Below are 23,172 nucleotides of genomic sequence, written 5' to 3'. Positions count from 1 at the left end.
CGATGCCCGAAGGAGACACCGTCTACCGGGCCGCGACGAACCTCGACAAGGTGCTGCGCGGCCAGACGCTGACCGCGACCGATTTCCGCGTGCCCGCCTTCGCCACCGTCGACCTGACCGGCGAGGTCGTCGACGACGTCATCCCCCGGGGCAAGCACCTGCTGCACCACATCGGCGATCTGACCCTGCACACGCACCTCAAGATGGAGGGCTCCTGGCACGTCTACCGGCACGGCACGAAGTGGCGTCGCCCCGCGTACCAGGCACGGGTCGTTCTCGAGACCGCCGACTGGGTGGCGGTCGGCTTCGACCTCGGACTCGTCGAGCTCGTGGCGCGCGACGCGGACGACAGCGTGGTCTCGTACCTCGGCCCCGATCTGCTCGGCCCCGACTGGGACGCCGCGGCGGCCCTCGCCAATCTCGAGGCCGACCCCGCGCGCGAGGTCGGGCTCGCCCTGCTCGACCAGCGGGTGCTCGCCGGCGTCGGCAACGTCTATCGGAACGAGCTCTGCTTCCTGCGCGGCGTGCTGCCCACCCGTCCCGTCGGCGACGTCGAGAACCGGGCGAAGCTGATCGACCTCGCCCACCGCCTCATCCTCGCCAACCGAGACCGAGTCGACCGCACGACGACGGGCAACCTCCGCGGGGTCACCGACTGGGTGTACGGGCGGGCCGGCAAGCCGTGCCTGCGCTGCGGCACGAAGATCCTCCGGGGCACGCTCGGCGAGAGCGAGCTCGAGCTGCGTGACACGTACTGGTGCCCTCACTGCCAGAGCTGACCCGGCCCCGCGCCTGCCGAAGCCGACCCGGCCCGCGTCCAGGCGGAGCCGACCCGGCCCGCGTCCAGGCGGAGCTGTCCAGGCCCGCGTCCAGGCGGAGCTGACCCGGCCCGCATCCGGACGGGCCGACCCCGCGCACCGCTCTGTGACGCCGCGTGACGCGCCGCAGCCCCGTCCCCAGCTCGCCTGCCTACGATCATCCGCACCTGAACAGCGCGTACCCGACGTGCCGCTCACCGTCGAGAGGACGACCATGTCGAACACCGGATCCGCCACCACGCCCCGCATCGCCGATCAGGTGAACGAGTTCAACGAGGGCTTCACGGCGCAGATCGGCCCCGAGTTCTCGAAGGTCTTCGACGACGAGCAGAGCGCCCTCCGCGCCGCCGGGGTGCCCGCCGACGCCGTCCAGCCGGGCGACACCGTCGTCGAGGCGACGCTGCTGACCCCGCAAGGCGCCGAGGTCTCGCTGGCCGAGACGGTCGGGGCGGGCCCCGCCGTGCTCGTCTTCTACCGCGGATCCTGGTGCCCCTACTGCAACCTGACACTCAAGACCTACCAGGCCGAGCTGCTGCCGCGTCTGCGCGAGCGCGGGGTGGCGCTCGTCGCCATCAGTCCGCAGACGCCCGACGGCTCGGAGGCGTCCGTGACGAACGGCAGCCTCGAGTTCCCGGTGCTCTCCGACCCCGGCAACGTCCTGGCCCGCGCGCTCGGCATCCGCACCGAGCCGAGCGCCGAGGCCCGCGCCGTCCACACCGAGCTCGGCTTCGACGTCGCCGACAGCAACGCGGACGCGACGGGCGACATCCCGTTCCCCACCGTTCTCGTCGTCGACCACGACGGCACGGTCGTCTTCGCCGACGTCCACACGGACTACACGACCCGCACCGAGGTCGACGAGATCATCGCCGCCCTCGACCTGCTCGAGGCTCCCGAGTCCCCCGAGGCCTGACCGGCAGGAGGCGCGGGTCGACCGGACACCGCGCCTCCCCGATCCGCTCGCATCACGCGACGCGACAGCTCGCCGCAGAGCTGACGGCTCCGCGGAGCCTCGCCCTCCGCGGAGTCGCCCCGCGGCCACCAGGCGGGCCCGGCTGCGCGCGCTCGACTACGATCAGGGGTCTCATCGAGCGCCGACCCGTTAGGACCCCATGTCGTCCCAGGACATCTCCGAGCAGGTCGCCGACTTCCAGCGGACCTTCAACGCCGAGATCGGCCCCGACCTGGAGGCGGTCTTCGAGGCCGAGCAGGCGCATCTGCGATCGCTCGGCATCCCGGCCGACGCCGTCCGCGTGGGCGACCAGATCGTCGACGCCTCGCTGCTCACCCCCACCGGTCGTGACATCGCACTCATCGACGCGATCGGCGAGGCTCCCGCGGTCGTCGTCTTCTACCGCGGCGCCTGGTGCCCGTACTGCAACATCACGCTCAAGACCTACCAGGACGACCTCCTCCCGGCGTTGCGCGCCCGCGGCGTCGAGCTGGTCGCCATCAGCCCGCAGTCGCCGGCAGGCTCGGAGGAGTCCGTCGCGGCCGGCGACCTGGAGTTCACCGTGCTGTCCGACCCGGGCAACGTGCTGAGCCGGGCGCTGGGCATCGCCACCGAGCCGAGCTTCGAGGCCCGCGGCGCGCACCGCGAGCTCGGCTTCGACATGGCCGACAGCAACATCGGCGGCTCGGCCGAGATCCCGTTCCCGACCGTGCTCGTCATCGACGGCGACGGGCGCGTGGTCTTCGTCGACATCCACACCGACTACACGAGCCGCACCGAGGTCTCCCTCGTGCTCGAGACCCTCGACCTGCTCGAGCTCGGCGTCCTCTAGCGGCGCCCTACCTTTACGTCGGCGACACGTCGAGTTCAAGACAGACGAGAGACGGCGAAATCGTCGCCCAGTTCGAATTGCACCGCTTCGCGCAGGAGTTCCCCGGTATGGAGGAAGTCATGCTCGTTCGCGGCGGAGTCCCACCCGAGGAAGGGATCGGAGTGTTCGCTCCAGAAGGCGTACCGATCCGCGAGCGCCGCTGCGAGGGACGGGGAGAGCCCCAGCTCGGCGGCCGACGGATTGATGTCCTCCCCGCGGGCCTCCCAGAAGACCGACGACTCGCCGATCTCGGGGAACATACGGATCTCACGCATGCGCAGCTTCCCTCTTTCTCGCTTCGACGCTAGCTGCGCCCGCGTTCGGCGCCCTGCTCGACCGGAGCCGCGTCCTCGCCGCGGCCGACGCGCGAGTGCCGGCGTCCGTAGGCGAAGTACACGATCACGCCGAGCACGAGCCAGGCCGCGAACCGCGCCCAGGTCAGCGTCGTCAGGTTCAGCATCAGCCACACGCACAGCGCGGCCGACAGGATCGGCAGAACCGGCGACAGGGGCACGCGGAACGCCCGCGGCAGATCGGGGCGCTTGCGACGCAGCACGATGACGCCGATGCTCACGAGCACGAAGGCCGATAGGGTGCCGATGTTGATCATCTCCTCGAGCACGCCGACGTCGGTGAAGGCGGCGACGAACGCGACGACCGTGCCGGCGATGACCTGGATGCGCACCGGGGTCTTGCGGGTCGGGCTCGTCTTCGCGAGCCAGCGCGGCAGCAGACCGTCACGGCTCATCGAGAAGACGATGCGCGACAGGCCGAGCAGCAGCACCATGATGACCGTGGTCAGACCGGCCAGCGCACCGACCGAGATGACACCGGCGGCCCAGTCGGCGCCGACCAGACGGAACGCGGTCGCGAGCGACGGGTCCTCCTCGCCGGCGAGGTCGCGGTACGACACCATGCCGGTCAGCACGATCGAGACGAGCACGTAGAGCACGGTGACGACGGCCAGGCCCAGGAAGATCCCGCGCGGCAGGGTCTTCTGCGGGTTCTTGACCTCTTCGGCGCTCGTCGCGACGACGTCGAACCCGATGAACGCGAAGAACACCAGCGACGCCGCGGCCAGCAGACCGAAGACGCCGTACTGAGCGGGGGCGGCGCCGGTCATGAACGAGAACATCGACTGCGACCACGTGTCGCTGGCGCCGGCGCCCGTGGTGCTCGGCTGGGCGGCGGGCACGAACGGCGTGTAGTTCGCCGCGCGGACGAAGAAGAAGCCGACGACGATCACGAACAGCACGATCGCGACCTTGATGATGGTGAAGACGGCGCCGACGCGGGCGGTCAGCTGCGTGCCCGCGACGAGCAGCGCGGTGAACACGGCGACGATGAGGAACGCGGGCCAGCTGACCTCGATGCCGCCGAGCATGAAGGTCGCGGGGATGCCGATGCCGAAGGTCTCGAACGCCGACGCGAGATAGACGCCCCAGTACTTGGCGAGCACGGCCGAGGCGGTGAACATCTCGAGGATGAGGTCCCACCCGATGATCCAGGCGAGGAACTCGCCCATCGTCGCGTAGGTGAACGTGTACGCGCTGCCCGCGACCGGGATGGTCGAGGCGAACTCGGCGTAGCACATGATGGCGAGGCCGCAGGTGAGCGCGGCGAGGACGAACGACAGGGTGACGGCGGGCCCGGCGTAGTTCGCGGCGGCGTTCGCGCCGACCGAGAAGATGCCCGCGCCGACGGCGACGGCGACGCCCATGAGCGTGAGGTCCCAGGTGCCGAGCGTGCGCTTCAGGCCGTTCTCGGCGAGGTTCGAGTCGGCGATCGACGACTCGACCGACTTCGTGCGCCAGAGGCTTCGCGGGCCGCGGGTGGGCGTGGGGTTCGCCATGTCGTCTCCTGGTTCGCCGGTGTCGACCCCCGTCCGGGGACGACGCGTCAGCATACAAGCAGGTGCGACCCCGTGACGAGGCGATCGCAGCCGAGGAGGCGCGGGTCGCCGTCTCGGGACACCGGCCGAGGAGGCGCGGCGCCGGTTCTCCACACCCCTCGCCCCGCACGCCGCGAGCGCCCCGCCCGCCCTCGTACGATGACGGCATGGAGCACGAGACGGGTGGGCTGCGGGGCCGCTGGCACCGCGCCTCCCCGGGTCGTCGGCTCACGGGGCTCGCCGTCGCGCTGCTCGTCGCGACCGCGCTCGTCACCGTGCTCGGCGTCGCCTCGCAGCCGGTCTACCCCGAGTGGTCCGACGACGACGAGCTGCTCGACGACCTGCGCCTCGCCCCGACGAGCGAGCTGTGGAGCACCGACCTGGCGACGCTCGCCGAACCGGGTCTTCCCGCCGGGTGCCGGGGGTTCCGCGCCGCCGGTCGCATCGACGACGACGCCCTCGTCACGAGCACCGCGACGGCGTACGACGGGTGCGAGTCGCCGGTCGCCCTGCTCGCCCGCATCGCCCCGACCACGGGCGAGGTGCGCTGGGTGCTCGACCTCACGTCGCGACTCGACGAGGCCGGCTCGTACCTCAACGTCGTCGTCGACGACGACGGTTCGCGGGGCACCGTGATCGGGCAGACCTCGCTCGCGTCGCGGGTGCTGCGGGTCGACCTCGACACCGGCACCGTGCTCGGCGACGTCATCGGCCCGGCCGACGACCCGACCGCGCCCATCGAGCAGGCGGTGGGCATCTCGCGCGGCCGACTGCTCGTCGCGCTGCAGCCGCCGGAGCGCGTCACCGACGACGGTCAGGGCCTCGAGTACGACTCGGGCGAGGCGACCCCGTACCGCCTGATCGACCTCGACGACCCCGACCGGTCGATCTGGAGCGGCGAGCTCGGCGTCTACGGCAGCCCGTTCCTGCTCGGGTCGTTCCTCGTGGTCGAGGCGGAGTCGCAGGGCGATCCGACGGTCGTCGACACGGAGACGGGCGAGGCGCATCCGGTGCCGGGCGACATCGGTGTGCTCGAGAACGCCGGCGCGGTCGACGACCTGCTCGTCGTCACCGTCACCACCCGAGACGGAGACCGCGAGGCCGTGGCGCTCGACCGCTCGGGCGACCGCGTCTGGACGACCCCGCTCGCGCTCGACGGGCAGGTGACCGTGACCGACGACTGCGTCCTGGTGACCGACCCGCCGTCGACGTTCCGCTGCCTCGAGGCGAGCGACGGCGGCGAGCGCTGGCAGCGACGGGTGACGCTCGACGAGGGCTACTCGGCGCAGATCGACTCGTACCAGCAGCTGATCGGCGGCTCGGCGGTCGTCGTGCACCTCGACTCGCGCGAAGCGGGCTCGGCCGATCTCGAAGGCGAGGACCCGGCCACGATCCTGGGGCTCTCGCCGCTGACCGGGGCGACGACGTTCTCGGCCGAGGTGCCGTCCCAGGCGTTCCTCACGGGCCTGTCGCGGACCGTCGGGTTCGCCTCGTCGTACATCGGCCAGGACTTCTCGCAGACGATCATGACCGCGTTCGACCTGTCCGACGGGCGGACGCTCTGGCAGGAGCGCTCGCCCTCGCGGGGCACGCTCGACCTCTGGGCCGGCACGCTCGTGTCGGTCGACGCCGAGGGGGTCGCCCACGGTCTGCGGACGCGGGCCGAGGTGGTGCCGCCGACCGCGGACGACGCGACGCCGCCGCTCGGCTGAGCCGCGGCTCCCCCTGTGCCGGCGCGGGCGGGTGCGCCGGGCGCGGCGGGCCGGCCGCACGATGCCAGGTTGTGGACACGACGCCAGGAGAAAGGCTGGCGTCATGTCCATCTGTTGGCGTCGTGAGGTTCCGCGCGCGACGACGCCACGAACTCGACACCCCGCCACCGGATCGGGTGGCGGGGTGTCGAGACGGTGGCGGGATGGCCGCCGAGCATCCGCCGGCCGGCGGCGACTCGGGCCGGCGGGGGTTCGGCCGGCGCGGGTTCGGCCGGCGCGGGCAGAGGCCGGCGCGGGCAGAGGCCGGCGCGGGCAGAGGCCGGCGCGGGCAGAGGCGGGCGCGGCGTCAGCCGGCGCGAGCCGAGGCCGGGCGGGCGTCAGCCGGCGCGGACCAGCGCCGGGAACACGAAGACGGCGAAGACGAAGAACAGCGCCATCACCCCGAGCAGGATGAACGGCCCCTTGCCGAGCACGGTCTGACCCGCGGCCTCGCGCCGACGCAGCACGCGCCTCCGGTATACCGCCTGCATCACGATGAGCGCGACGGCGGCGACCGCGAGGATCGAGATGATGAGGACGTCGATGGGGATGGCCTTCCGGGGCAGGGGCGGGGCAGGTCAGGGGCGGGGCGATCGGGCGGGGCGATCGGGCGGGGATCAGCCTACCCGCGGCCGTCACCGCCTCTCCGCGCGGTCGCCACCGGTCCGCGTGCGCCACCGGAACAGCCCCGCACCACCGGCCGTACGCTGAACCCGGCACCGCACGACAGCACCGCACGGCGCCGCTCGACCGCACCGCACGGCGGCACCGCACGGCCGCAGCGCACGACAGCACAGCACAGCACAGCACCGCACGGCACAGCACGACAACACCGCACGACGAGGCACGACGACGAGGCACCGAGGAGGCGCGGGTGGGCGAGCAGCGCGACCGTCCCGTCGACGGGACCCTCCGCGCCCGCTGGCACCGCGCCTCCTTCGGGCGCCGCCTCGTCGTGTCGGCCACGGCGCTCGTCGTCGCGACCGTCGCCGTGGTCGGTCTCGGTCTCGCCGCGCAGCCCGGCTACCCGACGGGCGGGGCGTCCGGCGGCCCGGTCGACGGCCTCCTGGTCGACGAGCTGCGCAACCGCCCCACCCCGGGGTCGTGGCGTCTGACGACGGCCGCGCTCGGGCTCCCCGAGGTCGACGACGGCTGCCTCACCTACTCGGTGCTCGCCTCGGTGGGCGCCGACGTGCTCGTGTCGACCTCGTCGCAGCTGGCCTACACCGAGACCGGCTGCTACGACGAGCGCGGCCGGGCCGAGAGGCTCGTGCGTCTCGACCCGCTGGCGGGCACCGTCCGCTGGTCGGTCGACATCACCGGGATCAGCGGGGGCGGCGGCACGCTCAGCGCATTCGTCGACGAGGCCCGGGGCGATGCGATCGTCAGCACGACGGGTCTCTACGGCTACGGGCGGGGCGCGTCCGGCTTCGCCCGCGTCGATCTGGCGACCGGCGAGCTCGCCGACGTCACGACGTCCGACGACACCATGCCGATCGTCGACGCCGCCGATGACGGGCTCGTGCTGGTCTCCGTCTCACCCGCGCCCGTCTACGGTTTCGCGGACGACCCCCTGGCCGGCGCCGCGGCCGAGGCCCTCGCCGGCGGGCAGGACGGCCCGCGCACCCTCCTCTACAGCCGCGACGACCTCCGCACCCCGATCTGGTCGGACGAGCAGACGGGCGGCATCAGCTCGTCGGTACTGCTCGACGACGGGCTGCTCGTGGTGAGCGCCGGCACGGGCACCGTCATCGACGGCGAGACCGGCGACGAGCGCCCGTGGGCCGACGGCCTGTCGCCCTCGGCTCAGGCGTACGGGGTCGGCGACACGGTGTTCCTGGTCGACTTCGGGCGGGGCATGGAATCGCGCGCCGAGGTGTCCGCCTGGTCGTCCGACGGCACGGAGCGCTGGCGGCGCCCCTTCGACCAGGATCGCCTCCCGGTCGTCACCGGCGACTGCGTCACGTTCTCGGACCGCGGCGGCGTGCACTGCGCCGACCTCGAGACCGGCGTCGACCGCTGGGAGGTCGAGCGCTCGGGGGAGAGCCGCGGCATCCCGGTCGTCAGCGACCCGCGTCCCGGCCGGTGGGACGATGACGTGGTCGTCCAGACCTTCAGCGCCCGCTCGGGGCTCGGCGACCCGGCCGACGACCGCGCGCTGCTGCTGCTCGACGCCGAGACGGGAGCCGAGCGGGTCCGGGCGTACGTGCCGCCGGACTCGTCGGTGGTCGCGATGTCGCGCTCGGTCGCCTACGTCGCCGGCAGCGACACCTCGGACGCCATCGCCGGGCACCGTGTCTTCTCGACCGTGGTCGGCGTCGACCTCGCCGACGGACGCACGCTCTGGCGCCTCGACTCGGACGCCGACCTGCAGTTCTGGGGCGGTGCGCTCGTCGAGATCGCGCCCGACGGCTCGATCCGCCGCCTGATCGACGACGTGCGCGTCGCCGGCTGAGCGGCCGCCGCGGCGCGAGTCGCCGGAGCCGAGGAGGTGCGGCGCGCGTCAGCGGGCGCGGGCGGCGGCGCTCATCACGTAGGCCAGGGCGTACGTCCGCGAGTTGCCGTCGTCGATGGCGGACGCGGGCAGGTCGGCGAGCGCGGCCCGCGCCTCCTCGGCCTCGTCGGGGCCCGCGAGCGCCGAGTACATCAGCACGTAGTCCCCCAGCGGCGCGGCAGCACCCGGCGCATCAGCACCCCCGGCGGCGGCACCTCCGGCAGCATCACCCCCGGCAGCGTCACCGCCACCGGGCGCGGCCTCCCCCGGCGCCACGGGTCCGGGCCCCTGCGCCTCGGCGACGATCGCTCGGACCCGCTCCGCGGCTCCTGCCGCATCCGACGACAGGTACGAGACCGACGTCGGGTCGAGCGGGATCAGCTGGATGCCCGCGATAGCCGACGGCTCGGCCGAGAACCAGGTGGCGTAGTCGCGCTTGGCTCCCCAGTTCAGCGAGACGATCTCGTGGTCGTAGGCGGCGAGCGCGGGGTCGGACAGGTCGGGGGCGACGAAGTAGGCGAGGGCCGCGGCGGCCTCGCCGCTGAGCATCCAGGTCGCCTGGGCTCCGAGGGCGTCGTCGCCGCGGGCCGCGGCCCAGAGCGCGAGCCCCGACGAGGCGGAGACGGCCTCCGACGACGACTCCTGGTTGTTGCCGTCGGCGAAGGGCGAGTAGCCGCTGGCCCAGCTGTGCGACCAGTACGCGTCGAAGGCCCGGTGGTCGGGGAACGCCCCGCTGGCCGAGCCCGAGCCGATGTCGGCGGCGACGAGATCCATCACCGGCGCCCAGCGCGCGACGAGGTCGGGCCGGTCGCGGCCCAGCACGCCCGCCGCGGTGAGCAGGTACCCGTAGTGGAAGTGATGATCGTTGAACAGCTCGGAGCCGAAGGACGGCACGCGGCCGACCAGCCCCTTCACCGTCGGGTCGTAGACGAAGCACTGCTGGGCGCGGACGGTGCAGCCGTCGGGGTCGGTCCACAGGTCGAGCTGATCGACGACCAGGCGTTCGAGGGTCGCGGCCGATTCGTCGTCGCCCAGCTGGACGGCGAGCCGCCAGAGCATCGCGGCGCGGTAGAGGGCCTTGCCCCCGTAGTAGGTGTCGGTCGGGAACTCCCCCGTCAGCGCCGTGTCGACCCGCAGTCGCCGCCGCAGCTCGTCGCGATCGGACTCGTCGAGCGAGTCGAGGTCGAGCTCGGCCGACGCCTCGAGCGCCGGCGCCCCGAAGGTCAGCGACGAACCCGTGGTCAGCGGCACGGCGCCGTGGATCGTCTCGTAGGTCAGCCCGGTACTCGTGAGCCCGGCCGCCTCGAGGCCCGATCCGAGCTGATGCGGCGCCGGGACGACGAGCGTGTCGCCGCCGGCCGCGGTCTCGTAGCCGAGCGTGGTCGTCGAGACGGCCGAGGAGGCGCGGGTCGGGTCGCCGCCGCCGCCCGCCCCATCGGCAGGGGACGTCCCGAAGGCCGTCCGCACCCCGACCAGAGGCGAGGCGGCCGTGTCGAGCAGCATCGCGATCTGATCGGCCGTCGCCCCGTCGGGCAGGGCGACGAGATCGATGGACCCGTCGGCGTCGAGCTCGACGGATGCGCCGTCGATGCGGCCGCCCACGACGACGACCCCCCACGAGCTGCCGCCGGCCTCGAACGTGCCGCGGCTCCCGGCGCCCGCGCCGGCGCCCGAACCCGCGCCGGCGTCGGCGGCAGCGGCAGCGCCCTCCAGGCCCGACACCGCCGTCCCGAGCCGGTCCGTCTGAGCGACCGCGGCCGTGTACGACACCATCGGCGACCCCTGCGCGACGGTCGTCCGTCCGAGCACGGCCCCGCCGGAGAGGTGCTCGATGGTGACGGCGACCTCGTCGTACGACGCGACCCGCGCCTCCTCGGAGCCGACGTCGAGGGTCGCCCCCGTCACGGCGGGCGCGACGATCGACGTCGCCGAGACGGCCGGGCGAGGCAGACCGGCGGTCACGCCCGTGTCGGTCAGGGCGAACGAGATCGGGAACGGGAAAACCGGCTGGGGCGTCTCGCCGAAGACGAGACCCGCGAACCACGTGCTCGTCGGGGGCACGAGGCCGTCGGCCAGACGCATCCGAGGAGGCGCGGCGACCTCCTCCGACGGCACTCCCGCGATCAGGGGGGCGACCTGCGCCGCGGGGTAGACCTCGGCGTCGGCGTCGCGCTCGTCCGGGCGGACGTCGCCCGCGGTGCAGGCCGCGATCAGGAGGACCCCCGCCGCCACGGCCGCCGCCGAGGCGAGGGAGCGGCCGAGCCCGCGGGCGCCGCCCGCCCGGGCGATGCTCAGACCCCGATCTGACGCAGGAAGTCCTGCACCGTGTCGACCGGGCCGGCCAGGATCCCGTCGTCGCGCAGGTGCATCGTCGCCTCGACCGGCGTGCCGCTCGCGACGAGGCCGTTGTAGGCGCCCTCGGTCAGCTGCGAGCTGACGACGCGCACGGTCGCGGCGGCCGCGCCGTCCTTCGTCTCGACGCTGACGAGGTCGACGCTGCCCGGCACGACGACCTGGTTCGGCAGCATGAGGTCGACGTCGGCGCCGTCCTGGATCCGCTCGTAGTCGCGCGGGGTGAGCGTGAACTCGGCGGCGACGAACAGGGTGCCCGACCGCTCGATCGTGGCCACGGCGGTGCCCGAGCCGACGAACCCGCCCTCGCGGACGTCGAGCTGCGAGACCGTCCCGTCGACCGTCGACGTGAACGTCATCGTGCCGTCGCCCGAGATCGTGTACGCGTCGGTGTCGGGCACCATGACGTCGTCGTCGAGGTCCTTCTGCAGCTGGAGGCTCTGCAGCGCGAACAGCTCGTCGCCCTTCGCCACCACGTCGCCGACCTCGACCTCGGTGCTCGTGACCGTGCCGCTGTAGTCGGCGCCGACCGTGAAGTCCTGACTGGCGATCGCGGCGCTCGTGCTGACGACCTGCGCCTGGCGCTGCGTGAAGATCAGCGTGAAGACGCCGACGAGCAGGATGACGACGAGGATGCCGACGGTCATCCGGAGGCGGTTCGCCCATGTCATGAGAGCACCGCCCGACGCCCGGAGGCGCGCGCTGCGGACTCCTCCGACATCACCACGAGGATCTCCTCCTGCGTGCGGGGCGCGGGCCGGGCCACGGTGGTGCGGAGCGGGGGCGCGACCACGGGGGCGGAGGGGACGGGGTCGTTCGGCGACGGTCTCGCGGGCACGCCTCGGCGGGCGGCCCGCCTGATGACCCGCGCCTCCTTGAGGGCCGCGATCAGGAACGCCGTCAGGACGGCCGTGTTGATGAGGTTCCACACGGTGGCCAGGGTCAGCACCCGGTTGTCGTAGTCGCGCCAGATCGCGACGAGCGACGTCAGCGACAGGAACACCCAGAACAGCACCTGCGGGATCAGGAAGTCGAACGGACTCGACGCCGTCCGACCGCCCGTCGCGTGCCAGGCGGTGTCCTTGCCGCAGAGCACGTTCCAGAGCGCCTTGACGTAGATCGGGAACGACACCGACGCGAGCATCAGCACCTCCCAGCGGAACGAGCCGAGGGTGAAGAACGCCAACGCGATCTGCAGCAGGTAGAAGCCGCAGTAGAACAGCAGCCACTGCAGCACCGAGATGTGCAGGTTCATCGGGCGCAGATCGAAGAAGATCTCCATCGGCGGCACCATGATCAGCAGCAGCGGGGCGATGCCCGTGAGGTAGTGCGTGGCGGTCAGCGTGTACTGGAACCGCTGATCCATCGTCAGGTTCCGACGCGGGCTGAGCGGGTTGTGGCGCAGCAGGATCTCGAAGCCGCCGGTCGCCCAGCGCAGCTGCTGCTTGCTGTACGCCTCGATGGTCTCGGGGGCGTCGCCGATCGCGAGGGTCAGCGGGATGTAGATCGAGCGCCAGCCGGCCTCGTGCAGGTGGAGGCTCGTCCAGACGTCCTCCGACTTGGAGTCGGTGTCGATCCCGCCGACGCTGTCGACGGCAGTCCGGCGGAAGACCACGTTCGTGCCCACGCAGAACGCGGCGTTGAAGCGGTTGCGACCCGGCTGGATGAACCGGTAGAAGACCGCCTGCATGTAGCCGGCGCCGCGACTGACCAGGCTGACGAGGTTGCCGTACGACTGCGGGGTCTGCACGAAGGCGACCTTGTCGTCGACGAAGAACGGCACCGTCTCGTGCAGGAAGAGGGGCTTCGGCACGAAGTCGGCGTCGAAGATCGCGAAGTAGTCGCCCTTCGCTACGGTCAGCGCGTGATTGACGTTGCCGGCCTTCGCTCCGTTGCCGCTCAGCCGCCTCACGTACCGGGCGCCGAGGGTCGCCGCGAGTTCGCGGACCTCGTCGCTGCGGCCGTCGTCGAGGACCCAGGTGCGATGCGCACCCTGCATCGACAGGGCCGCCTGCACGGTGAGGGCGATCTTCGCGAGATCCTCGCCGTAGACCGTGATCAGCACGTCGACGACGACGGGTCGTCCGCCGATCGCCATCGGCCACAGGTGCGGCTGGTCGCGGACCCCGAGGCGGTCGATCGCCTGCTGGTCGTAGAGGCCGTCCTGCGTCGAGTGGAAGTCGAAGTCGCGCGGGTTCTGACCGCCCGAGAGGATCGTCCACATCGACAGCAGCGCCTGCAGCACGAGCACCGCCTCGGCGACGATCACCGCCGCGTACGGCAGCAGGTCGCCTCGATTCGCGGGGTTCAGCAGGAACTGCCCGTAGAGCAGGATCCCCATCGTGCAGGCCAGCACGAGCAGCACCATGAACGGCGAGTGCGCCCGGCCCTCGGTGCGCGAGACGACCGACGCGTGGTGGTCGGAGGTCAGCCGCTTCGCCGGGTGCGGCGGCTCGGCCCGGGCGGCGCGGTCGGGCTCTGTGCCGCGGCCGGCCCGGTCGGGCTCGGTGGGGTGCTCGGGCTCGACGGGGTGGTCGGGCCCGACAGGGTGGTCGGGCCCCAGGGGGTGGCGGGGCTCGACCCGACCGTCGCTCGCGGGTGCTAGGTGTCTCAGACCGCGGGGCGAGAGGGGGGCGCCGGGCGATCGAGGGGGCGGAGCGACGGTCGGGTCGTCGAGGCGGTCGCGCAGGGCGGCCGCGGCGGGTGGTGGTGTCTCACTGGTGGTGGCGCCGCTCACGCGGACGCGCATGGTTCGGGACATGCGTGTTCTTCTCCTGCATCGGGTTGCGGAGATTCGCGGTCGACACGGGTGAGGGCACACCACGAGACGACCTGTGAGGGCGTCGACACCGGCGGCGACGGGTCGGGGAGGGGATCGGGGTAAGCGGTCCCAGCCCCGTCCGGGAGGGGTGATCCCGGATCGGCGGTGGTCGTGAGAGCGTCTGCGTCGGGGTGGTGCGACGCCTCGTGACCGGATCGACGTGTGGGCCTTTCGGGGGACCTCACGGCGACTTGGTCAGAACAGTAGCGGCGGCCCCGACGGCGTCACTCCCCCCGTTCGGGGGTCACCGGGGGCGAACCGATTCGACCGGGCCGAGAAGCCCGGAAACATGCGGGTCGCGTCACCCGTCGCCCCTCTCGTGGTCACCCGCGGACCCGCCGATGTCACCCGTTCACGGGTCAGAGGAGAGAGGGGGTTGCGCCGACGCGGGAGCACGTGCAAGAGGGTGCCCCGAGGAGGCGCGGGTCGCCTCAAGCGCGCAGGTCGCCTCGGGCGCGCAGGTCGCCTCGGGCGCGCAGGTCGCCTCAGGCGCGCGGGTCGCCTCAGGCGCGCAGGTCGCCGACCCAGCCGGCCAGGAACTCCGCGCCGGCCTCGTCGTGGATGAGGTCGGTCGCGCTCGTGAGCACCGGATACGGCGTGACGGGCACCCCGTCGGCGGGGCGGACGTCGACGTGCGCGACGTCGTGGCCGTGCGCGTGCAGCCAGTCGGCCATGGCGTAGTCGCTGCGCGAGTCGCCGACGGTGCGCCAGCTCGTGGGCAGCGGACCGTCGAGGGCGAGCAGCTCGAGGGCCCGCTCGGCGCCGCGGTCCTTGCCGAGCAGCACCGATTCGATGTCGGTCGAGATGATCGTGGGGTCGATGCGCCACTGGACGGCGCCGGAGCCGTCGGGACGCACGTCGTCGAGACGGCGCACCCCGAACCCCCGGGCGACCAGCGCCTCCATCGCCCGGTGATCGAGGTCCGCCTGGCGGGCGAGGTAGTCGGCCGACGAGACCGAGGTCAGCTGCTCGATCGAGACCATGGCGCGCTTGGTGTGGTCGAAGAAGACCAGGTCGGCGAAATCGCTCGTGACCAGGGCGTCCATCTCGGCGGAGAAGTCGGCGGGCATCGCGAGCGACTCGTCGACGACGACCTCGCTCATGCCGCCGGGGCCGTGCTCGGGGCCGATCGAGAACCACGACGCGCCCTTCTCGCAGACGCCGTGCACGCGGGCGCCGCGCGGCAGGCCGGCGGCCATCAGCGGCACGACGACCTCGTCGCGGATGAACGCGTCGGAGCGGCCCGTGTTGAAGACCAGGGGGATACCCGCCGACGCCAGGGCGACGAGATCGCGCGTGATGGCCGGGATCGCGATGCTGCGCGTGACCGGGCTGGCGATGGGCCCGTCGACGTCGAGGAGCAGCCCGAGGGCCGGGGGCGTGGTGGCGGCTGAGTTCACTCCGTCATCTTCGCAGCCGGGACCTCCTCCTGTCGGCTGAAACGTCCCGAGGCTGTGGATGGGATGATGGACCACCTGAATCTAAGGAGACTCCTGTGGCGTCGCTCCCCCCGACCGTGGTCGAAGCACTCGAGACCTTCGCCGCGCCCGACCAGCGCGGCACCGTGCACGACCTGGCGCAGGTCGCCCCCGACGAGGCCGAGGCGCGGCTCGTGGCGGTGCTCGAGTCCGCCGACTGGGTCGACATGAACGCCAAGCACCCGGTCGGCCCCGATCGCAGCGACCCCGAGGGCATGCGCCGCCTGCTGCAGGCGATGGGCGCCGAGAGCCGCTGCGCCGTCGTGACCGCCCGGGGCTCCGAAGACGACCGCGACCTGGGAGGCGCGCTCGACCAGGTCCTGCAGCACCAGGACAACGGCGCGATCGTCGTGTGCCGCCCCGGTCCGCTGGCGTTCCTCGTGACCGCGACCGACGAGCACTGGCTGCTGAGCGACCGCGAGATGCCGGTGCTGACCGGCCAGATCCCCATCATCCGCGCGTGAGCGGACTCGAGGGCGGCTCCCCCGCCAGGATCGCGCTCGTCACCGGGTCGACCCGGGGCATCGGCCTCGTGATCGCGCGCGAGCTCGGTCGCGACCACCACGTGATCGTGCACGGACGCTCGCAGGAGGCGGTGGAGGCGGTGGCCGCGTCGCTCCCGTCGGCCACGGCCTGGGTCGCCGACCTCGGCTCCGGGTCGTTCGAGGCGCCGCGGCTCGACTCGCTCGACGTCGTCGTGCACGCCGCGGGCGTCATCGGCGGTGCCGAGGTCGAGCGCACCGCCCTCGACGACTGGCGCCGCGTCTTCGAGGTCAACGTCTTCGCCGTGGCCGAGGCGACCCGTCAGCTGCTGCCCGCGCTGCGCGCCGCCCGCGGAACGGTCGTCACGGTCAACAGCGGTTCGGGTCTCACGGCCGGCCCCGGCGGCAGCACGTACGCGGCGAGCAAGTTCGCCCTGCGGGCGCTGACCGACTCGCTGCGCGAGGAGGAGCGTCCGCACGGCGTGCGGGTCAGCTCGATCCACCCCGGGCGGGTCGACACCGACATGCAGCACGAGCTCGTCGAGAAGGAGGGCGGCGAGTACGACGCCGCGCTCTACCTGGAGCCGCGGTCGGTGGCCGACGCGGTCCGACTCGTCGTCGATCTGCCGCACGGGGCGACCGTCGAGTCGCTCTCGCTCCGCCCCACGCGCAAGCGCTGACGCGCGCTGCGCCCCGCGCCCCGCGCCCCGCGCTGACGCGCGCTTCCCGCCGAACACCCCGTTCCCCGCGCAATACCCCGATAGATGCGGGTGCAGCGCCGAAAACGCGGTGCAGCGCGGTCGGCCCGCGCCGGCGGCCGCGCGCGCCCCGCGCCCTTCCCGCCGAACACCCCCTTCCCCGCGCAGCACCCCGAGAGATGCGGGTGCAGCGCCGAAAACGGGGTGCAGCGCGGTCGGCCCGCACCGGCGGCCGCGCGCGCCCCGCGCGCTCCCCGCCGAACACCCCCTTCCCCGCGCAACACCCCGAGAGATGCGGGTGCAGCGCCGAAAACGGGGTGGAGCGCGGTCGGCCCGCACCGGCGGCCGCGCCCTCCCCGCCGAACACCCCGTTCCCCGCGCAACACCCCGACAGATGCGGGTGCGGCGCCGAAAACGGGGTGTCGGGCTGCACGAGGAGGCGCGCGAGGGCACCGGGCGCGCCTCCCGACTAGCGTGCAGGCATGACGAACGCGCCGACCGAGTCCGCGACCCTCCTGATGCTCGGCGCCAGCGGTGATCTCGCGGCGCGCCTCCTGATGCCCGGTCTCGGCGGGCTGCTGACGCACGAGTCCGAGCGGCGGGTGCAGCTGGTGGGCGCCGGCACCGAGGAGTTCGAGCCCGAGGCGTGGCGCGAGCACGTGACCGACGCGTTCGCGCGCGTCGACGCGTCGGGGCCGGCGGTCGACGCGCTGCTCGAGTCGACCGTCTACCGCACCGTCGACGTGACCGACGTCGAGCAGATGCGGGGGCTCCTCGAGGAGTGCACCGCGCCTCCCTCGATCTACTTCGCCCTGCCGCCCGCGATCACGGCGAAGTGCTGCGCCGCGCTGGCCGAGCTCGATCTGCCCGAGGGCACGGCGCTGGCGCTCGAGAAGCCGTTCGGCACCGATCTCGCGAGCGCCCGCAAGCTGAACGGCGAGGTGCTGGCGCTGGTGCCCGAGGACCAGGTGCACCGGGTCGACCACTTCCTCGGCCGGTCGACCGTGCTGAACCTGCTCGGGCTGCGGTTCGCGAACCGGCTGATCGAGCCGATGCTGAACAACACGCACGTCGAGAGCATCGAGATCGTCTACGACGAGGAGCTCGGGCTCGAGAACCGGGCGCGCTACTACGACCACGCAGGGGCCCTGGTCGACATGATCCAGAGTCACCTGCTGCAGGTGATGGCGGTGCTGACGATGAACGCCCCGGCGACGCTGACGGCCGCCGATCTGCGCGACGAGAAGGGGCTCGTGCTGCGTGCGACGCGGCTGTGGCAGAACGACCCCGTCGCCAACAGCCGCCGGGCGCGCTACGAGGCCGGCACGGTCGACGGCCGCGAGCTGCCGGCGTACGCCGACGAGGAGGGCGTCGACCCGGCGCTCGAGACCGAGACGCTGGCCGAGGTCGTGGTCGAGGTGGCGAACTGGCGGTGGGCCGGCGTGCCGATCCTGCTGCGCTCGGGCAAGGCGCTGGCCTCGAGGAGGCGCGAGATCGTGATCACGTTCCGCCCGCCCGCGCACGTGCCGGCGGAGTTCGAGGGAGGCGGCACGCCCGACCGCCTGCGCATCGCGATCTCGCCCGACGAGATGTCGCTCGAGCTGAACGTCAACGGGCCCGGCGACGCGTACGACCTCGGTCGGGCGGCGCTGCACGCGGAGTTCGGCAGCTCGGACCTGACGGCCTACGGCGAGGTGCTCAGCGGGATCCTCGACGACGACCCGACCCTCTCGGTGCGTGGTGACACGGCCGAGCAGTGCTGGCGCATCGTCGACCCCGTGGTCGCCGCATGGAACGACGGCGCGGTCGAGCTCGACACGTACCCGGCCGGGTCGGCGGGGCCCGAGTCGTGGCCGGCGGGGGCCCGGCAGGACGAGCCGGCCGTGCGCGCCGAGAAGACCGTCCCGGCGGCTCAGCGGCCCGAGTAGCGCGAGCGCTCCGCGCCGCCTGACCCCACAAAACCGCTGAGACCCTCGTGCGCGCACGGGGGTCTCAGCGGTTTCGCGGGGTATCAGCGCTCGCCACGGGTCGGGCGAGGACGTCGACGGGGCGCCAGCCTCGACGCCCCGGCGACGACGGGCTCTTGCCTCGGGCAGCCGCGGTCACGAGACTGGGCGGCATGACCACCCGCGGCCCGCTCGACCTCACCTTCACCGCGACCCTCGGCAGGGTTCGCGAGGGCGATCTCTGGACCTGCGTGCAGCTGCCCGACTCGGCGACGATCTTCGGAACCCGGGGCCTCGTCAAGGTCGCCGGGACCATCGACGGGGAGCCGTTCCGGAGCTCGTTCATGGCCCTGGGCGACGGCACCCACAAGCTGCCCGTCGCGGCGGCGATCCGTCGGCGGATCGGCAAGACGGACGGCGACGAGGTCACCGTGCACCTCGCCGAGCGACTCGGCTGATCGCCTGCGCCGCGACCTCGCGGGGTTGCGCTCTCAGAAGACGGAGATAGTCTCCTCTTATGCGGAGACGGTCTCCGCTGAAATCGGAGCAGCACGATGGCCGAAGTCATCACCCCGGCGGCACGGGGTTCGCGGGCCGACGCCCGGCGCAATCGCGAGCTCATCCTCGGGACCGCCGACGAGTACTTCGCCGAGCACGGCGTCGGCGGTTCGCTCGACGCCATCGCCAAGCGGGCCGGCGTGGGCCCCGGCACCCTGTACCGGCACTTCCCGACGCGCGACGCCCTGCTCGCGGCGCTCCTGTCCGATCGCGACGACGAGCTCGTCGCCCGGCGCGAGCGGCTCCGCGTCGAGTCCGCCGACACGGCCGCGGCGCTCGACGGCTGGCTGCGCGCCGTCGTCGACTGGGCCGCGGCCTTCGAGGGACTCCCCGAGCCCCTCCGGGCGGCCACGACGACGAGCGCGTCGCCCCTCGCGACGACCTGCGAGGGGTTCGTCACGACGACCGCGGAGTTCCTGACGGCGGCCCAGCGCGACGGCCTGGCCCGGAGCGACGTCCGCGCCCGCGACCTGTTCCTCGCGGCGCTGGCGACGAGCTGGGTCGGCGGGGCGGCCCTGGCCGACGACGCGACCACCACGGCCCTCTCGTCGCTGGTGCGGGCGGGATGGGCGACCTCCGCACCCCTCGCGAGCCGCGCCGACTGACCCCCGCGGCCTCGCCCGGCGAGCTCCGATCACCGAACGACACGAGAATCGAGAAGAAGACGACCATGAACGACATCGACACGACCACGGCCGACACGACCCCGGCAGACACGACCCCGAAGCGCCTCGGCGTCATCGGCAGCGGCGACATCGGGAGCGGCATCGCCCGGCTCGCGATCGCCGCCGGGTACGAGGTCGTCATCGCGAACTCGCGGGGGCCCGAGTCGCTCGCCGACCTCGTGGCGGAGCTCGGTCCGCGGGCGCGGGCCGGAGACGCCCGCGACGCCGTCGAGTTCGGGCCGACGCCCGTCCTCGCCGTGCCGCTCGGCGCCTACGAGTCGCTGCCGCGAGACGCCTTCGCGGGCCGCGCCGTGCTCTCGACGGGCAACTACTACCCGCACCGCGACGGGCGCATCGCGCGCCTCGACTCGCTCGAGGTGACCACGGCCGAGCTCGAGCAGGAGCTGCTGCCCGGCGCCGTGATCACCAAGGCGTTCAACAACATCCTGTTCCACCACATCCCCGCCCTGGCCGACTCGACCCCGCGCACCGCCCTGCCGGTCTTCGGCGACGACGAGCGGGCCACGGCCGCTGTCTCGGCGATCGTCGACGATCTCGGCTTCGAGCCCCTCGACGCGGGCACGCTCGCCGAGTCGTGGCGCACCGAGCCCGAGTCGGGCGCATACACGCCGATCTACGCCGCCGACCCCGAGGCCCTCGCAGCCGACCATCTGACCGCGGTCGCCGCGCCGGTCACCGTCGCGCGCCTCCGGCAGCTGCTGTCGGCGTCGCAGCGGGCCGACGTCGCCGCCCGCCGGTTCTGAGACGTCGGGGGACGACCGGCCGCCGGGCTCTTTAGCCCCGCGCGGGCAGTCCGGCGGCGAGCTCGTCGAAGAATCCCTGCCACCCGGCGACGAGACCCTGCTGCTGCTCGGCCGAGAAGCCGGGGGTCTCCTGCGTGAAGCGCATGGTCGTCCCGATCGGGGCGGGGCTCAGATCGACGGTGACGGTGGCCCGCTCGGGGGCGTCCGGCGCGTCGGTGATGGTGAGCACGAGGCGGACCGGGGCCTGGACCTCGACGAAGTCTCCGGCCCAGTCCATCGCGTTCCCGTCGGGCAGGATCATCGTGGCGGCCCAGCCGGCGCCCTCGACGGGCTCGTAGGCGAGGCGGTCGAGCGGCACGTCGACCGCGGGGCCCCCGAACCAGCGCGAGAAGCGCTCGGCGGTGGTCCACGCCTCGAACACGTCGGCAGGAGGCGCGGCGAAGTCGCGGACGATCTCGACGCCCTCCGAAGCGGGTGCGGTCATGAGGGGTCCCTCCGGTCCGGGGCGGTCGTCAGCGACCGCCCGCCTGATGCGACCCTAGACCCCGCAGGAGCCGATGTCGGTGGTCGATCGTACGGTGATGCCGACGCCCGCCGCGCCTCCCATGAGGTCACGGGCATCCGGGTGACGGCGTCGTGAAACGGCCGCCACGTCGGCGGGGCCGGGTCGGACCCGGCCCCGCCATCTCCTCCGGCGGTGCGCCCGTCAGCGCTGCGGGCGATCGCCCTGCTCGTCGGCCGAGGGCGCGGTCTCGTCGAGACGGCCGTCGACGGCCGGGTCGGGCGAGACGACGTCGACCCGCAGAGGCGGCTCGCCGGTGACCGCCGACGGCGACACGGCCGACGAGGCCCCGCCGCCCGCCGACGTCTCGGTCGACGCGCCTCTGACCCGGCGCTTCACGGCCTGCCACGAGCGGCTGAGCCCGCGGCCGCCCGACTGGGCCGGAGCGTCGACCTCGAGGCCGTAGTAGGCCCCGACGTGCTCGAGCAGCACGTCGCGCTCGGCCTTGTCGTACGCGCGTCGCTCGCGGGTGAACGCGATCACCGTCGACCAGCAGGTCAGCAGCAGCACGATGCTGAACGGCAGCGCCGTGGTGATCGCGGCCGTCTTGAGGGCGTCGAGTCCACCCGTCAGGAGGAGCGCGACGGCCAGCAGGGCGGCCACCAGCGCGAAGAACACCCGCAGCCAGTTCTTCGGCTCGATGTCGCCGCCCGAGGCGATCATCGCCATCACCAGCGACCCGGAGTCGGACGAGGTCACGAAGAAGACGCCGATCAGCAGGATGGCGCCGAAGGTGAGGACGGCGCCGGCGGGCAGCCCGCCGAGCAGGGCGAACAGCGAGCCCTCGACGTCGACGGAGCCGTCGGCGCCGATCAGGCCGCCCGAGCCGTCGGTCTGCTGGTGGATCGCCGCGCCGCCGAGGACGGCGAACCAGAGGAAGGTGAGGGCCGTCGGCACGAGCAGCACCCCGAAGACGAATTGGCGGACGGTGCGGCCGCGCGAGATGCGGGCGATGAAGATGCCGACGAACGGCGCCCACGACATCCACCAGCCCCAGTAGAAGGTCGTCCACGCGCCCTGCCACTCCTCGCCGGCGGCGCCCTGCTGGGCGGTGACGTTGAACGAGAGGCCGACGACGTTCTGCAGGTAGGCGCCGATGGACTGCACGAAGTCGCGCAGGAGGAACTGGGTCGGGCCGACGATGAGGATGAACAGCAGCAGGGCGGCCGCGAGGATCAGGTTGAAGTTCGACAGGATCTTCATGCCCTTGGTGACGCCCGTGATGAGCGAGACGAGGGTCACGGCCGTGATGACGGCGATGATCGCGATCTGGCTGACGATGCTGCTCTCGGCGATGCCCGCGGCCTCGAGGCCGGCGCCGATCTGGATGACGCCGAGACCGAGGGAGGTGGCGACGCCGAAGAGGGTCCCGACGAGCGCGATGACGTCGATGAGGTTGCCCCAGCCGCCGCGCACCCGGTCGCCGAGCAGGGGCTCGAGGGCCCAGCGGATCGAGACGGGACGCCCGCGTCGGTGGATGGCGTACGCGAGGGCGAGACCCAGCACGACGTAGATCGCCCAGGCGTGGAGCCCCCAGTGGAGGAAGGTCTGCGTGAGGGCCTGCTGCGCGAGCTGATCCTCGGTGCCCGTCACGCCGGGGCGTGGCGAGGCGAAGTGGCTGAGGGGCTCCGAGACGCCGTAGAAGACGAGGCCGATGCCCATGCCCGCCGCGAAGAGCAGGGCGAACCACGACCCGGTCGAGAACTCGGGCTCGTCCTTGTCCTTCCCGAGCTTGATGCTGCCGAAGCGGCTGAAGCCCACGAAGAGACTGAAGCCGACGAAGAACGCGGCGATCAGCACGTAGTACCAGCTGAAGTTGCGGACGATGCCGCTCTGCAGGCCGAGGAACAGCGCCTCGGCCGAGTCGGGCGCGATCAGGGTGAAGGCGACGAAGCCGAGCACGACGATCGCCGCAGGCCAGAAGACCCATCGCCGGAGCTGCGGTGTCGTCGTGACGGGTTCGGTCAGCGATACGGGGTGATCGCCGGGCCCGGTGGAGTGCGGAGTCGTCGTAGCCATTCCTCCATGGTCGCCGATCTCCGGCTCCGCCGCCTCCTCCGTTCGCCATC

At 72.8% G+C, this 23,172-nt stretch carries 20 protein-coding genes; 11 read left to right on the top strand and 9 right to left on the bottom strand.

The features are described from left to right. Window positions 1-2: 2 nt before the first annotated feature. The 3 genes from ASF89_RS02530 to ASF89_RS02520 all read left to right on the top strand — a co-directional run bounded on the left by ASF89_RS02530 (window position 3) and on the right by ASF89_RS02520 (window position 2,602). Window positions 3-779, top strand: a complete 777-nt coding sequence (locus ASF89_RS02530) for a DNA-formamidopyrimidine glycosylase family protein (RefSeq protein ID WP_055811842.1) — start codon at window positions 3-5, stop codon at window positions 777-779. 253 nt (window positions 780-1,032) lie between these two features. After that, window positions 1,033-1,731: a peroxiredoxin-like family protein gene (locus ASF89_RS02525; protein ID WP_055813018.1), complete on the top strand. Its 699-nt coding sequence runs from the start codon at window positions 1,033-1,035 to the stop codon at window positions 1,729-1,731. A gap of 199 nt (window positions 1,732-1,930) precedes the next feature. After that, window positions 1,931-2,602, top strand: a complete 672-nt coding sequence (locus ASF89_RS02520) for a peroxiredoxin-like family protein (protein WP_055811839.1) — start codon at window positions 1,931-1,933, stop codon at window positions 2,600-2,602. A gap of 35 nt (window positions 2,603-2,637) precedes the next feature. Here ASF89_RS02520 and ASF89_RS02515 read toward each other — a convergent pair whose 3' ends face one another. Together ASF89_RS02515 and ASF89_RS02510 are read right to left on the bottom strand one after the other, a co-directional pair. Continuing rightward, complete coding sequence (locus ASF89_RS02515; RefSeq protein ID WP_055811836.1) at window positions 2,638-2,916, bottom strand: hypothetical protein; 279 nt, start codon at window positions 2,914-2,916, stop codon at window positions 2,638-2,640. A 29-nt stretch (window positions 2,917-2,945) separates the two neighbouring features. Next, on the bottom strand, window positions 2,946-4,493 hold the full coding sequence (locus tag ASF89_RS02510) for an APC family permease (protein ID WP_055799682.1): 1,548 nt from the start codon (window positions 4,491-4,493) through the stop codon (window positions 2,946-2,948). Window positions 4,494-4,699: 206 nt separating this feature from the next. Here ASF89_RS02510 and ASF89_RS02505 point away from each other — a divergent pair, with 206 nt between their 5' ends. Next, complete coding sequence (locus tag ASF89_RS02505; RefSeq protein ID WP_055811833.1) at window positions 4,700-6,244, top strand: PQQ-binding-like beta-propeller repeat protein; 1,545 nt, start codon at window positions 4,700-4,702, stop codon at window positions 6,242-6,244. A gap of 377 nt (window positions 6,245-6,621) precedes the next feature. Here the strand turns inward: ASF89_RS02505 and ASF89_RS16155 are convergent, their stop codons facing one another. After that, entirely contained in the window at window positions 6,622-6,750 is a 129-nt protein-coding gene (locus ASF89_RS16155) for a hypothetical protein (protein ID WP_255354964.1), read from the bottom strand. A gap of 407 nt (window positions 6,751-7,157) precedes the next feature. Here ASF89_RS16155 and ASF89_RS02500 point away from each other — a divergent pair, with 407 nt between their 5' ends. Next, window positions 7,158-8,738, top strand: coding sequence for a PQQ-binding-like beta-propeller repeat protein (locus tag ASF89_RS02500; RefSeq protein ID WP_055799675.1), 1,581 nt, complete (start codon window positions 7,158-7,160; stop codon window positions 8,736-8,738). 48 nt (window positions 8,739-8,786) lie between these two features. Here the strand turns inward: ASF89_RS02500 and ASF89_RS02495 are convergent, their stop codons facing one another. The 4 genes from ASF89_RS02495 to ASF89_RS02480 all read right to left on the bottom strand — a co-directional run bounded on the left by ASF89_RS02495 (window position 8,787) and on the right by ASF89_RS02480 (window position 15,350). Further along, window positions 8,787-11,009, bottom strand: a complete 2,223-nt coding sequence (locus tag ASF89_RS02495) for a glycosyl hydrolase (RefSeq protein WP_055811830.1) — start codon at window positions 11,007-11,009, stop codon at window positions 8,787-8,789. A gap of 59 nt (window positions 11,010-11,068) precedes the next feature. After that, complete coding sequence (locus ASF89_RS02490; RefSeq protein ID WP_055811827.1) at window positions 11,069-11,776, bottom strand: HlyD family efflux transporter periplasmic adaptor subunit; 708 nt, start codon at window positions 11,774-11,776, stop codon at window positions 11,069-11,071. Between the two features lie 20 nt (window positions 11,777-11,796). After that, window positions 11,797-13,890, bottom strand: a complete 2,094-nt coding sequence (locus tag ASF89_RS02485; protein ID WP_055811824.1) for a glycosyltransferase family 2 protein — start codon at window positions 13,888-13,890, stop codon at window positions 11,797-11,799. 563 nt (window positions 13,891-14,453) lie between these two features. Beyond that, window positions 14,454-15,350: a hypothetical protein gene (locus tag ASF89_RS02480; RefSeq protein ID WP_055811821.1), complete on the bottom strand. Its 897-nt coding sequence runs from the start codon at window positions 15,348-15,350 to the stop codon at window positions 14,454-14,456. A gap of 95 nt (window positions 15,351-15,445) precedes the next feature. Between ASF89_RS02480 and ASF89_RS02475 the strand changes: the two genes are divergently transcribed. The 6 genes from ASF89_RS02475 to ASF89_RS02450 all read left to right on the top strand — a co-directional run bounded on the left by ASF89_RS02475 (window position 15,446) and on the right by ASF89_RS02450 (window position 20,541). After that, window positions 15,446-15,892: a hypothetical protein gene (locus ASF89_RS02475; protein ID WP_055799660.1), complete on the top strand. Its 447-nt coding sequence runs from the start codon at window positions 15,446-15,448 to the stop codon at window positions 15,890-15,892. Then, window positions 15,889-16,590: an SDR family oxidoreductase gene (locus ASF89_RS02470; RefSeq protein WP_055811817.1), complete on the top strand. Its 702-nt coding sequence runs from the start codon at window positions 15,889-15,891 to the stop codon at window positions 16,588-16,590. The genes ASF89_RS02475 and ASF89_RS02470 overlap by 4 nt, the downstream gene beginning before the upstream one ends. Before the next feature lie 500 nt (window positions 16,591-17,090). After that, window positions 17,091-18,536, top strand: a complete 1,446-nt coding sequence (locus tag ASF89_RS02465) for a glucose-6-phosphate dehydrogenase (protein WP_082489721.1) — start codon at window positions 17,091-17,093, stop codon at window positions 18,534-18,536. Between the two features lie 191 nt (window positions 18,537-18,727). Continuing rightward, window positions 18,728-19,012 carry a DUF1905 domain-containing protein gene (locus ASF89_RS02460; protein WP_055799652.1) on the top strand — a complete coding sequence of 95 codons (285 nt, stop codon included), beginning with the start codon at window positions 18,728-18,730 and terminating at the stop codon, window positions 19,010-19,012. Between the two features lie 96 nt (window positions 19,013-19,108). Further along, window positions 19,109-19,717, top strand: a complete 609-nt coding sequence (locus ASF89_RS02455; RefSeq protein ID WP_055811814.1) for a TetR/AcrR family transcriptional regulator — start codon at window positions 19,109-19,111, stop codon at window positions 19,715-19,717. 65 nt (window positions 19,718-19,782) lie between these two features. Further along, complete coding sequence (locus tag ASF89_RS02450; RefSeq protein ID WP_055813016.1) at window positions 19,783-20,541, top strand: NADPH-dependent F420 reductase; 759 nt, start codon at window positions 19,783-19,785, stop codon at window positions 20,539-20,541. 31 nt (window positions 20,542-20,572) lie between these two features. Here the strand turns inward: ASF89_RS02450 and ASF89_RS02445 are convergent, their stop codons facing one another. Continuing rightward, the gene (locus ASF89_RS02445; RefSeq protein WP_055811811.1) at window positions 20,573-21,025 is read right to left on the bottom strand and encodes an SRPBCC domain-containing protein; all 453 of its coding nucleotides are present in this window, start codon (window positions 21,023-21,025) and stop codon (window positions 20,573-20,575) included. Window positions 21,026-21,247: 222 nt separating this feature from the next. Continuing rightward, entirely contained in the window at window positions 21,248-23,122 is a 1,875-nt protein-coding gene (locus tag ASF89_RS02440) for a BCCT family transporter (RefSeq protein ID WP_082489720.1), read from the bottom strand. Window positions 23,123-23,172 lie beyond the last annotated feature (50 nt).

The organism is Frigoribacterium sp. Leaf172 (assembly GCF_001424285.1).
Classification (GTDB): domain Bacteria; phylum Actinomycetota; class Actinomycetes; order Actinomycetales; family Microbacteriaceae; genus Frigoribacterium.
This window is presented reverse-complemented; position numbering and strand designations above follow the sequence as displayed.